Origin of the sequence: Streptomyces sp. NPDC059668, from assembly GCF_042734135.1 — a bacterium.
Classification (GTDB): domain Bacteria; phylum Actinomycetota; class Actinomycetes; order Streptomycetales; family Streptomycetaceae; genus Streptomyces.
In genome coordinates, this window is record NZ_JBHWEL010000012.1 from 148,504 (window position 1) to 160,312 (window position 11,809).

Annotated in this window: 11 protein-coding genes and 1 pseudogene; 6 read left to right on the top strand and 6 right to left on the bottom strand. The window is 71.3% G+C overall.

Annotated elements, in window-relative coordinates:
* Positions 1–3 precede the first annotated feature (3 nt).
* On the bottom strand, positions 4–963 hold the full coding sequence (locus ACFV2J_RS12500; protein ID WP_385081747.1) for a helix-turn-helix transcriptional regulator: 960 nt from the start codon (positions 961–963) through the stop codon (positions 4–6).
* Between the two features lie 100 nt (positions 964–1,063).
* On the opposite strand from ACFV2J_RS12500, the gene ACFV2J_RS12505 reads away from it, so the two are divergent.
* Positions 1,064–2,494: an MFS transporter gene (locus ACFV2J_RS12505; RefSeq protein WP_385081746.1), complete on the top strand. Its 1,431-nt coding sequence runs from the start codon at positions 1,064–1,066 to the stop codon at positions 2,492–2,494.
* Positions 2,495–2,808: 314 nt separating this feature from the next.
* Here ACFV2J_RS12505 and ACFV2J_RS12510 read toward each other — a convergent pair whose 3' ends face one another.
* Together ACFV2J_RS12510 and ACFV2J_RS12515 are read right to left on the bottom strand one after the other, a co-directional pair.
* Positions 2,809–3,219 (bottom strand): VOC family protein, encoded by a 411-nt coding sequence (locus ACFV2J_RS12510; RefSeq protein WP_385081792.1) that lies wholly within the window; start codon positions 3,217–3,219, stop codon positions 2,809–2,811.
* Between the two features lie 48 nt (positions 3,220–3,267).
* Positions 3,268–4,077, bottom strand: a pseudogene (locus ACFV2J_RS12515) (transporter substrate-binding domain-containing protein); the annotation flags it as partial.
* On the opposite strand from ACFV2J_RS12515, the gene ACFV2J_RS12520 reads away from it, so the two are divergent.
* A complete protein-coding gene (locus ACFV2J_RS12520; RefSeq protein WP_153290717.1) occupies positions 4,076–4,282 on the top strand; it encodes a hypothetical protein in 207 nt (68 codons plus the stop codon). The pseudogene ACFV2J_RS12515 and the gene ACFV2J_RS12520 overlap by 2 nt on opposite strands.
* A gap of 32 nt (positions 4,283–4,314) precedes the next feature.
* Here the strand turns inward: ACFV2J_RS12520 and ACFV2J_RS12525 are convergent, their stop codons facing one another.
* Both ACFV2J_RS12525 and ACFV2J_RS12530 read right to left on the bottom strand, forming a co-directional pair.
* Entirely contained in the window at positions 4,315–4,914 is a 600-nt protein-coding gene (locus ACFV2J_RS12525) for a TetR family transcriptional regulator (protein WP_385081745.1), read from the bottom strand.
* A gap of 26 nt (positions 4,915–4,940) precedes the next feature.
* Positions 4,941–5,945 (bottom strand): aldo/keto reductase, encoded by a 1,005-nt coding sequence (locus ACFV2J_RS12530; protein ID WP_385081743.1) that lies wholly within the window; start codon positions 5,943–5,945, stop codon positions 4,941–4,943.
* 271 nt (positions 5,946–6,216) lie between these two features.
* Here ACFV2J_RS12530 and ACFV2J_RS12535 point away from each other — a divergent pair, with 271 nt between their 5' ends.
* Positions 6,217–7,269: a chitinase gene (locus ACFV2J_RS12535; protein WP_385081742.1), complete on the top strand. Its 1,053-nt coding sequence runs from the start codon at positions 6,217–6,219 to the stop codon at positions 7,267–7,269.
* Between the two features lie 119 nt (positions 7,270–7,388).
* On the opposite strand, the gene ACFV2J_RS12540 is transcribed toward ACFV2J_RS12535, so the two are convergent.
* Entirely contained in the window at positions 7,389–8,771 is a 1,383-nt protein-coding gene (locus ACFV2J_RS12540) for a glycine--tRNA ligase (protein WP_385087555.1), read from the bottom strand.
* Positions 8,772–8,936: 165 nt separating this feature from the next.
* Between ACFV2J_RS12540 and ACFV2J_RS12545 the strand changes: the two genes are divergently transcribed.
* The 3 genes from ACFV2J_RS12545 to ACFV2J_RS12555 are packed head-to-tail and all read left to right on the top strand — an operon-like array spanning position 8,937 to position 11,589.
* The gene (locus tag ACFV2J_RS12545) at positions 8,937–9,899 is read left to right on the top strand and encodes a metal ABC transporter substrate-binding protein (RefSeq protein ID WP_385087556.1); all 963 of its coding nucleotides are present in this window, start codon (positions 8,937–8,939) and stop codon (positions 9,897–9,899) included.
* A 17-nt stretch (positions 9,900–9,916) separates the two neighbouring features.
* Positions 9,917–10,687, top strand: coding sequence for a metal ABC transporter ATP-binding protein (locus tag ACFV2J_RS12550; RefSeq protein ID WP_385087558.1), 771 nt, complete (start codon positions 9,917–9,919; stop codon positions 10,685–10,687).
* Positions 10,687–11,589: a metal ABC transporter permease gene (locus ACFV2J_RS12555; protein WP_385087560.1), complete on the top strand. Its 903-nt coding sequence runs from the start codon at positions 10,687–10,689 to the stop codon at positions 11,587–11,589. The genes ACFV2J_RS12550 and ACFV2J_RS12555 overlap by 1 nt, the downstream gene beginning before the upstream one ends.
* Positions 11,590–11,809 lie beyond the last annotated feature (220 nt).

Below are 11,809 nucleotides of genomic sequence, written 5' to 3' on the forward strand. Positions count from 1 at the left end.
GCTTCAGAAGGCCCGGGAGGTACCGACCCCCCGGGCCGCCTCCGTCTCCGTCTCCGCCTCCGCCGCCCGCGCGATCTCGTACAGCCTCTCCAGCCCCTCACGGCTCGACTCGTCGGTGGGCGCGTACGTCACCATCCGGGCACCCAGGTCGGGGGCGAGCCACAGGTCGGTGTGGTCGAGGGTGAGGAGCCCGACGTAGGGGTTCAGGAACTGCTTGGTCTTGCTGCGGGAGCCGCCGAACACCTCGTACCGCTCCCAGATCTCGCGGAACTCCGCCGACTCCGTCCGCAATCGCTTGACCAGCATCTTCCAGGCGGGCTCGCCCAGATGCCCGGCCATCGAGGCGCGCAGCTTGGCGGCCATCATGCGCATGGTCTCGTCCAGGAGCACGATCGACCTGCGCCACTCCTCGTGGGTGTAGACGAGGACCATGCAGTTGCGGTCCTCGGGCGCCACCGCGTCCAGGTCGCTCATCATCAGCCGGGCGTAGGTGCGGTTGTACGCCAGGATGTCGTACCGGCTGTTCTGGATGCAGGCCGGGACCGGCTCCAGCTGGGTCAGCATGTGGCGCAGTGCCGGGGTGAGGGTCGGGCACCGCGCGGCGGGCGTCGGGTCGACGGCACCGGCCAGCTGGAAGAGGTGGGCGCGCTCGCTGGAGTCCAGCAGCAGGGTGCGGGCCAGCGCGTCGAGGACCTGTTCGGAGACCTGGATGTCGCGGGCCTGTTCGAGCCAGGTGTACCAGGTGACGCCGACGGCCGAGAGCTGGGCGACCTCCTCGCGGCGCAGTCCCGGGGTGCGCCGGCGGCGGCCACGGGGCAGTCCGACCTGCTCGGGCGTGATGCGCTCGCGCCGGTTGCGCAGGAACGCGGCGAGTTCGTGCCGCCGGATCGCGCTTCCGCGCGGGGCGGCCCCGGCGGCGGCCGGCCCCGGGGTGGTGATCGTCTCCCGCACCATCGTCGTCATGTCTCCAGACTGCCGTCCACCGGAACCTGTTGCCAGGTAGTGCCTCTACCAGGATAAGGAGACTCTGGTACCAGCCTGTGGGCGGGACGAAGCTCTTTACGTGACCGAAACCGGAACCCTGACCACACCCGTCCGATCACCGTCCGCACCGCCCCTGCTCAGTGGCCTCGGACTCTTCACCGTGCTGCTCGGTGCGGCACTCCCGCTCATCGACTTCTTCATCGTCAACGTGGCCCTCCCGACCATCGGCCGGGACCTGAACGCGAGCGAGGCCGTCCTCGAACTCGTCGTCGCCGGGTACGGGGTCTCGTACGCCGTCCTGCTCGTCCTGGGGGGCCGGCTCGGCGACCTCTTCGGGCGGCGGCAGCTCTTCCTCGGGGGCATGGCGGCCTTCGGCCTGACCTCGCTGGCGTGCGGACTCGCGCCCAGTGCCTGGACGCTGGTCGCGGCCCGTGTCGCGCAGGGCGCGGCGTCCGCCGCGATGCTGCCCCAGGTGCTCGCCACCATCCAGTCCGCGACCGCGGGGACCCGCCGCGCCAAGGCCATGGGCCTGTACGGCGCGACGGCCGGCCTCTCCATGGTGGCCGGGCAGATACTCGGCGGCCTCCTGGTCGCCGCGGACATCGCGGGCACCGGCTGGCGCGCGGTGTTCCTCGTGAACGTCCCCGTCGTAATCCTCGGCCTGGTCCTGGCCGCGCGGGCGGTGCCCGAGACCCGCTCGCAGCACCCGGAGCCGATCGACACCCCCGGCACCGTCCTGCTCGCGCTGTCGCTGCTCACGCTCCTGGCCCCGCTGACCGAGGGCCGCGCGGCGGGCTGGCCGCTGTGGACCTGGCTGTCGCTGGCCCTGTTCCCCCTGGTCGCCGCGGCGTTCTACTTCGTCGAGCGCCGGGAGGACCGGGCGGGCCGCACTCCGCTGGTGCCGCCGAGCCTGTTCGCGCTGACCTCTCTGCGCCGGGGCCTGATCATGATCGTGCCGTTCTCGATCGGCTTCAGCGGCTTCATGTTCGTGATCGCGGTGGCGCTGCAGCGGGGCGCGGGCCTCGGTCCGGTCGCGGCCGGGCTGGCACTCGCCCCGATGGCCGTGGTCTTCTTCTTCACCTCCCTCTGCGGGCCGCGGCTGATCGCCCGCTTCGGCACCCGGGTCGTCACCGCGGGCGGCCTGATCCAGACGGTGGGTGTGGCCCTCATCGCGCTGACCGCGTGGCGGTCCTGGCCGGACCTCGGGGTGTGGGAGCTGCTCCCGGGCGCGGCGGTCGCCGGTGCGGGGCAGGCGCTCCAGTTGCCGGTGCTCATCCGGATCATCCTCTCCGAGGTACCGGCCGCGCGGGCCGGCGTCGGCAGTGGCGTGATGGCGACCACGCAGCAGTCGGCGCTCGCCGTCGGCGTCGCCACCCTGGGCACCCTGTTCCTGTCCCTCGTCCCGGGCCACGGCATGCGCGACGCCCTGGTGACGACCCTGCTGGTGCAGCTGGCGGGCGTGGCCCTGACGACGGCACTGAGCCTGCGGCTGCCGCGCACGGTCGGCTGACGGCCACCGCGCGGACCGGACGGTGACCGACCGCAGGGTGGCCAACCGGACGGTGACCGACCGCAGGGTGGCCAACCGGACGGTGACCGACCGCAGGGTGGCCAACCGGACGGTGGCCGACCGACCACAGGCGGACGGACGGGGAACGGACCGGCCGGGGGACGCGAGGGGGGGGACGGCCGGGAGCAGATCGAGTGCCGGTCAGCCGGTGACGACGCCGCCCGGTGACGACGCGGCCCGGTGACGGACCGGGCGGCCACGGACCGGACCATGGCCGGCCGGGCCCGTGGCTCACCGGACCACGGTCGGCCCGTTCAGTCGCGGACCAGGCAGAACGGATGCCCGGCCGGGTCCGCGTAGACGTGCCGGCCGCGCCCGTCGGAGACGTCCAGTACGGTCGCGCCCCGCGCCTGGACCTGTTCGCCCGCGACGGCCAGGTCCGGCACGCCGAAGTCCAGGTGGAACTGCTGGGGCCTGCTCGGCTCGGGCCGGCGCGGCGGCTCGTACTCCGACACCCGCTGGAAGGCCAGGACCAGACCGGACGGCGTGTGAAGCGTCGCCCAGCCCTCGTCGAGCGCCCAGCGCCGGTCGGGCCGGTCGACCTCACCGCCGAGCAGTTGCGCGTAGAACCCGGCCAGCCGGTGCGGGTCCGGGCAGTCCAGCACGACGCACTGCAGTCCGGCGGTGACGGGGGCGCTTCCCGGGTCGGCCGGCGGAGCGACCAGCGTCCGCGACTGGCCCGAGCGTCCCAGCGCGTCCGCGACGAACCCGTCGGCCTTCAGCTCCTCGACGAGGCCGCGCAGGAAGCGGACGGTCTCCGGACGGCGGGTCCTGGTCGTGCCGACCGCCTGCCGGATCTGCATGAACCGGTCCTCGATCAGCCGGAGTTCGGGATGCTCCTCGACGTACGCCGTCATGGGCTGCCGGATACCGGCGGCGACCTCCAGCGCCTCGGCGCGGAACACGTCGACCCCTTCGTCCCCGCGTACGACGCTCGCGTGCCGCAGTGTGCGGGCGAGGAAGAGGTCGTAGGCGGACCCGCGCTTCACACCGATCCGTACTCCGGGACGGTCGACGTCGGCGGCGCTCGCGTGGCCCGAGTCGCGGGGCACCGCGTACACGCCCTCGATCACCACGTACGGCTCCGTGAAGGCGACTTCGGCCTCGCGTGCGGGCTCGACGGCCAGGAAGCAGAGATCGGCCCGGCCCTCCGCCATCGCCTCGTAGGACTTGCGGGCCGCGTCGAAGCTGAGGAGTTCCACCGGAAGCCCCAGCCGCGCGCCGATCTCCCGCGCGAGGTCCACGGTGATGCCGGCCGGGGACCGCGAAGTGCCGCGGGCCAGTACCGGATTTCCCAGGTTGATCGAGGCCCGCAGGGTGCCCGTCGGTGCGAGATCCCGCGCGATGGCGGCGGCTTCGGTCGTCATGCAGCGGAGTCTAGGCGGACGGCCCCGGGGCGAATGGCGGGAGTCACACCGGCCAACTAGTACCCGAAGACACCCCGTTGATCTTCTCCATGCTGCACACTCTCTGCTGCACAGGCCTTGCCGGGCAAGCGGAGCGGGAACACCAGGAGGTGTCATGCTGCAGATCAACACGAGCAAGGTGAGCCGCTGGGACCAGCACGGCCGCGAGCACGTCGTCCACGTCCAGCGGACGGGGATGCAGCGCACGATCAGGTGCGGTACCTGCGGCTGGCGCAAGGGCGCGCAGTTCCTGCCGTGGCTGAAGGCGGAGGAGCACCTCGCCGAGGCCCACCAGGCGACGGTGGACCCGACGGAGGGCTGAACGCTCTCCGCCGGGCCCGCCGGGTCCACCGGTCAGGGGCGCAGGCCCCGCAGGACGAGGTCGACGACCGCCGTGAACTCGGCCTCGATGCCCGGCTGTTCCCATTCGCGGGCGTAGGCCGGGTCGTGGAAGCGGTTCGTGGCGTCGAAGAGCGCGCGGGCCGTCGTGGCGGCGTCGCCGTCCACCGCCGCGAAGTCGCCCTCGCGCACCCCCCGGCCGACGATGTCGGTGAGCTGACCGACGAGCTCCAGGACATGTTCCTCGACGACGCTGCTGGTGTCGGCGAGGAGCACCGTGTACGTGGCGAACAGCTCGGGGTCGTCGCCGGCCTTGTGCCGCTTGGCGGCGAAGAGCGCGCCGAACCACTGCCTGAGCGCCTCGGGAGGCGTCTCGTCCGTCGCCCCGACGATCCGGGCCAGCGTCTGCGACGTGCGGTCCAGCCAGCGTTTGGTGACCGCCTCCCGCAGCGCCGCCTTCGTACGGAAGTGGCGGTAGACGCTGCCGTGGCTGACACCGAGCGCGCGGGCCACGTCCACCACGGTGGCCTTGGCCGGGCCGTGGCGGCGCAGCACCTCCTCGGTCACTTCGAGGATGCGCTCGGCGGTCAGGGTCTCGCTGGTCGGTGGTGCCATGACGACGACCGTACCCGGCGGTACCGTCAGCGCTCCGTGCCGAGGTGCGACATCTGCGCCCGCGGGTAGCGGTCGCCCGCGGCGGCGCCGTCCGGCACGGCCTCCCCGATGGCGGTGAGGTCGGCGGGGTCGAGGGTGACGTCCAGGGCGCCCAGCGCTTCCGCCAGCCGCTGCCGGGTGCGGGAGCCGACCAGCGGCACGATGTCCTCGCCGCGCGAGAGCACCCAGGCGATGGCGATCTGGGCGACGGAGACGCCCTTCTGCTCGGCGACCTTGCGCAGCGCCTCGACGAGCGTGAGGTTGTGCCGCAGGTTCTCGCCCTGGAAGCGGGGGCTCATGGCCCGGAAGTCGTTCGCGCCGAGCTGCCGGTCGGCGGTGAAGTGGCCGGAGATCAGGCCGCGGGAGAGCACGCCGTACGCGGTGATCGAGATGCCCAGCTCGCGGGTGGTCGGCAGCACCTCGTCCTCGATGCCCCGGGAGATGAGCGAGTACTCGATCTGGAGGTCGCTGATGGGGGCGGTGGCGGCGGCCCGGCGGATGGTGTCGGCGCCGACCTCGCTGAGGCCGATGTGCCGGACATGACCCTTCTCGACCAGTTCGGCGATCGCGCCGACCGTCTCCTCGATCGGCACGCCGGGGTCGGCCCGGGCGATCCGGTAGACGTCGATGTGGTCCACGCCGAGGCGCTGGAGGGAGTACGCGGCGAAGTTCTTCACCGCGGCGGGGCGGCCGTCGTAGCCGACCCAGCCGCCGTCCGGGTCCCGCAGCGCGCCGAACTTGACGCTGGTCAGGGCCTGCTCGCGCAGGGCCGCGGGGGCGGTGCGGAGGGCTTCGCCGATGAGCATCTCGTTGTGGCCCATGGCGTAGAAGTCGCCGGTGTCCAGCAGCGTCACGCCGGCTTCGAGCGCGGCGTGGACGGTGGCGATCGACTCGGCCCGGTCCGCGTCGCCGTACAGGGCGGACATGCCCATGCAGCCGAGGCCGAGGGCGGAGACCTGAGGGCCGTTCGTTCCGAGGGGACGGGTGCGCATGAAGGTTCCTTGGGTTGGGGGGTGGGTGCCGTACAGGTGACCCGTACCCACCATGACATGACAGCTGACAGATTTCAATATCTGTCAGCTGTCATGTGTCAGTGACTTCATCGACCCCTGAGCCGCCCCCACCACCCGTCGCGCACACCGCTTGCCGCCGCCTCAATTTGGTCCAGACCTATTGACGACAGGTCTGGACCGCGCGCACTGTCATGCATGCGACACGCCCCCTCCGCGTCCCCCCGCTTCCCCCCACTCCAGGAGGCCCCGCATGATCCGCCGGAAGTTGCGCCTGCTCGCCGTCGCGCTGGCGGCCGCCGTCCTCGCCCCTCTGTCGGTCGCCGCCGCCCCCACCGCGTCCGCGGCCGACACCTGCGCCGTGAAGTCCCGTCCCGCCGGCAAGGTCCTCCAGGGCTACTGGGAGAACTGGGACGGCTCGTCCAACGGGGTCCACCCGCCCTTCGGCTGGACCCTGATCACCGACTCCCGTATCGCCGCGCACGGCTACAACGTGCTCAACGCGGCCTTTCCCGTCATCCGGTCCGACGGCACCGCACTGTGGGAGAACGGGATGGACGCGGGCGTGAAGGTCTCGACGCCCGCGGAGATGTGCGCGGCCAAGGCGTCCGGGCAGACGCTCCTGCTGTCCATCGGCGGGGCCGCCGCCGGGATCGACCTCAGCTCCTCCGCCGTCGCGGACAGGTTCGTGTCGACGATCGTGCCCATCCTGCAGAAGTACAACTTCGACGGCATCGACATCGACATCGAGACCGGCCTGGTCGGCAGCGGGAACATCGGCCTGCTCTCCACCTCCCAGGCCAATCTGATCCGCATCATCGACGGCGTGCTGGCCCGTATGCCGGCGAACTTCGGGCTGACCATGGCTCCGGAGACGGCCTACGTCACCGGCGGCAGCATCACGTACGGCTCGATCTGGGGCGCGTATCTGCCGATCGTCAAGAAGTACGCGGACAACGGCCGCCTGTGGTGGCTCAACATGCAGTACTACAACGGCAGCATGTACGGCTGCTCCGGCGACTCGTACTCCGCGGGCACCGTCCAGGGCTTCGTCGCGCAGACGGATTGCCTGAACAAGGGGCTGGTCGTCCAGGGCACCACCGTCAAGGTGCCCTACGACAAGCAGGTTCCCGGCCTGCCGGCCCAGTCCGGGGCGGGCGGCGGCTACATGTCACCGAGCCTCGTCTCCCAGGCCTGGCGCCACTACGGCACCTCGCTCAAGGGCCTGATGACGTGGTCGGTCAACTGGGACGGCTCGAAGAACTGGACGTTCGGGGACAACGTGAAGGCGCTGCAAGGCCGTTGAGACGCCACGAAGCCCCCGCCCCCCGTGGTCACGGGGGGCGGGGGCTTCGTCGTCCGCAGGGCGGCGGCCGGTCGGCCGGTCGCCGGCCACCAGTCACCCGGCGACCGGTCAGCGGCTGATCAGCAGCCGATCAGGCGGGACGCGAGGTAGCCCTCGATCTGGTCCAGCGACACGCGCTCCTGCTTCATCGAGTCACGCTCGCGCACCGTCACCGCGTTGTCCTCGAGGGTGTCGAAGTCGACGGTGACGCAGAACGGCGTGCCGATCTCGTCCTGGCGGCGGTAGCGGCGGCCGATGGCACCGGCGTCGTCGAAGTCGATGTTCCAGTGCTGGCGCAGCGCGGTGGCCAGGCCCTTGGCCTTGGGCGACAGCTCCGGGTTGCGGGACAGCGGGAGGACGGCGACCTTGACCGGCGCGAGCCGCGGGTCGAGGCGCAGCACCGTGCGCTTCTCCATCTTGCCCTTGGCGTTGGGGGCCTCGTCCTCGACGTAGGCGTCGAGGAGGAAGGCCAGCATCGCGCGGCCCACGCCGGCGGCGGGCTCGATGACGTAGGGGGTCCAGCGCTCGCCGGCCTCCTGGTCGAAGTAGGACAGGTCCTGGCCCGACGCCTTGGAGTGCGCGTTCAGGTCGTAGTCCGTGCGGTTGGCGATGCCTTCCAGCTCGCCCCACTCGTTGCCGCCGAACTGGAAGCGGTACTCGATGTCGGCGGTGCGCTTGGAGTAGTGCGAGAGCTTCTCGGCCGGGTGGTCGTACCAGCGCATGTTCTCCTCACGGAGACCGAGGCCGGTGTACCAGTTCCAGCGCTCCTGCATCCAGTACTCCTGCCACTTCTCGTCCTCGCCCGGCTTGACGAAGAACTCCATCTCCATCTGCTCGAACTCGCGGGTGCGGAAGATGAAGTTGCCGGGCGTGATCTCGTTGCGGAAGGACTTGCCCATCTGGCCGATGCCGAACGGCGGCTTGCGGCGGGAAGTCTGCTGCACCGAGGCGAAGTTGGTGAAGATGCCCTGCGCGGTCTCGGGGCGCAGGTAGGCGACGGAGCCGCTGTCCTGCGTGGGGCCGAGGTGGGTCGAGAGCAGGCCCGAGAACTGCTTGGGCTCGGTGAAGGTGCCCTTGTTGCCGCAGTTGGGGCAGTTCAGGTCGGTGAGGCCGTGCTCGGGGAGACGGCCGTGCTTCGCCTCGTAGGCCTCCTCCAGGTGGTCGGCGCGGTAGCGCTTGTGGCAGGAGGTGCACTCGGTGAGCGGGTCGGTGAAGGTCGCGACGTGACCCGACGCGACCCAAACCTCGGTGGCCAGGATCACCGACGAGTCGAGGCCGACGACGTCCTCACGGGAGGTGACCATGTAGCGCCACCACTGACGCTTGATGTTCTCCTTGAGCTCGACGCCGAGCGGGCCGTAGTCCCAGGCGGCGCGCTGTCCGCCGTAGATCTCACTACAGGGGAAAACGAAGCCACGGCGCTTGCTCAGGCTGACGATGGTGTCGATCTTGTCGGCGGCCACGATGCTCTCTTCAGTACGACGGACGGCGCGAATGATTCAGGTTACCGGCGCGGCCCACCCTCGTATCAAATCGGTTCGGTGGCCACCCCCCTCGCCCCGTCGTTCACCGAGGACTTACCGAGGGCTTGTTGACAATCGTTTCCAAGTTTGTTGAAAATGAGTGTCATGAACGTACGACGACGCCTCATATCCGGGTCCGCCGCGCTGGCGGCCACCACCCTCGGTCTCGGCACCCTCTCCGGCTGCTCGGGCTCCGCGGCGGCCGACGGCGGGAGCGGCGGGAAACTCGACGTCGTGGCGTCGTTCTACCCGATGCAGTTCCTCGCCGAGCAGATCGGCGGGCCGCACGTGCACGTGACGAGCCTGACCGAGCCCGGCCAGGAGCCGCACGACCTGGAGATCAGCGTCCGGCAGACCGTGCGGCTCGAGAAGGCGGACGCCATCGTCTACCTCAAGGGCCTCCAGCCGGCCGTCGACACCGCCGTCGCCCAGTCCGGGGTCGGCACGAAGATCGACGCCGCGTCGCTGACCAGGCTGGAGAAGCACGGCAACGAGGTCGGCGGGCACGCCGCCGCCCACGACGAAAGCGACGGCGAGGAGACCGGGGCCACCGACCCGCACATCTGGCTCGACCCGGCGAAGTACGCCGAGGTCGCCCAGGGCGTCGGCAAGGGCCTGGAGAAGGCCGACCCCGGGCACGCCGCCGACTACCGGAAGAACACCGCCGCGCTGGTCGAGAAGCTGGGGGCCCTGAACACCCGGTTCGCCGACGGGCTGCGGAACACCAGGACCAAGACCTTCATCACCACCCACGCCGCCTTCGGCTACCTCGCCGAGCGCTACGGCCTGACCGAGGAGGCCATCAACGGCCTCGACCCGGAGTCGGAGCCCAGCGCGAACCGCGTGAAGGAGCTTGAGAGGATGGCGAAGGCCGACGGTGTCTCGACGGTCTTCTACGAGACGCTCGTCAGCGACAAGACCGCGAAGACCATCGCCGGCGACGCGAAGCTGGGCACGGACGTCCTCGACCCGATCGAGGGCATCACCGGGAAGTCCCGGGGCGAGGACTACTTCCAGGTCATGGAGTCCAACCTGAAGGCGCTGCAGAAGGCTCTGGGCGCCAAGTGATCCCTACGGAGGACGGCATGACGACCGAGTCCGTCATATCCCTGCGCGGTGTCACCGCCGAACTGGGCTCGCGCCCCGTCCTGCGCGGCATCGATCTCACCGTGCACCGCGGCGAGGTCGTCGCGCTGCTCGGCGCGAACGGCTCCGGCAAGTCGACCGCCGTGCGCAGCGTCATCGGCCAGGTCGCGGTCAGCGGGGGCGAGATCGAGCTCTTCGGTACACCGCGGCACCGCTTTCGCGAGTGGCGGCGCGTGGGGTACGTCCCGCAGCGCACGACCGCGGCCGGCGGCGTGCCCGCCACGGTCACCGAGATCGTCGCCTCCGGCCGGCTGTCCCGGGCCCGCTTCGGCGTGCTGCGCCGGGCCGACCACGAGGCCGTACGCCACGCCCTGGAGCTCGTCGGCATGGCGGACCGCGCCAAGGACTCCGTGAACGCGCTCTCCGGCGGCCAGCACCAGCGGGTGCTGATCGCCCGCGCGCTGGCCTCCGAGCCCGAACTGCTGATCATGGACGAGCCGATGGCCGGCGTCGACCTGGCGAGCCAGGAGGTACTGGCGCGGACGCTCAGGCAGCAGGTCGCGGCCGGCACGACGGTCCTGCTCGTCCTGCACGAACTCGGCCCGCTGGAGCCGCTGATCGACCGCGCGGTCGTCCTGCGCGACGGCTGCATCCTGCACGACGGGCCGCCCCCGGCCGCGGTGGGCCAGCACGCCCTGCCCGGCCACGACCACGTACACCCGCACACGGCTCACGACGCCGAACCGATCCGGACGGGACTGCTGAGCTGATGGAGATCCTCGACTACACCTTCATGCAGCGGGCGCTGCTCGCCGCCGTCCTGGTGGGCATCACCGCCCCCGCCGTCGGCATCTACCTCGTCCAGCGCCGCCAGGCCCTGATGGGCGACGGGATCGGCCACGTGGCGATGACGGGCGTCGGCCTCGGCTTCCTGCTGTCGGCCAACCCCGTGTGGATGGCGACGGCCGTCTCGGTGCTGGGCGCCGTGATCATGGAGCTGATCCGCTGGTACGGCAGGACACGCGGCGACATCGCGCTGGCCATGCTCTTCTACGGCGGCATGGCGGGCGGCGTCATGTTCATCAACCTCGCGCCGGCCGGCTCGAACGCCAACCTCACCTCGTACCTCTTCGGCTCGCTCTCGACGGTCAGCGAGTCCGACGTGACGGCGATCTGCCTGCTGGCGGCCTTCGTGGTGCTGGTCACCGTGGGCCTGCGCCGGCAGCTGTTCGCGGTCAGCCAGGACGAGGAGTTCGCGCGGGTGACGGGACTGCCGGTGCGCGCGCTGAACCTGCTCACCGCGGTCACGGCGGCGGTCACGGTGACGGTCGCCATGCGTGTCGTCGGCCTGCTGCTGGTGAGCGCGCTGATGGTGGTCCCGGTCGCGGCGGCACAGCAGCTCAGCCGCAGCTTCGTCGCCACCTTCGTGATCGCCGTGGTGATCGGGGTGAGCGTGACGATCGGCGGGACGGTGACCTCGTTCTACCAGGACGTGCCGCCCGGTGCGACGATCGTTCTGCTGACCATCGGCGCGTTCATCGCGCTGACCGTGCTGGCGACACCGCTCGCCCGGCGCCGGGCGCGGGCCGCGGCGGCCGCACAGACGCCCGGGGACCCGGCGGAGTGCGTGATTCCGGCCGGCCGCGCCCCGGAACGCAAGGTCGGCGTCTGACCACGGACAGTCCGGACTGGCACAATGGCCGGGCAAGGGCAGACGTGAGGAGGCAACGGTGACTACCGCTGGATCGCCCGTTCGGGGCCGCTCCACCCGCCAGCGCGGCCCCCGGGGGGGGGCGCGCGGGGGGGGGGGGGCGGTGCGCCCCGCCCCCGCGCGCCCCCGCCAGCGCACGCCCCAAGGGGGCGCCGGCGGGGGGGCCCCCCCGGGGGTGTTG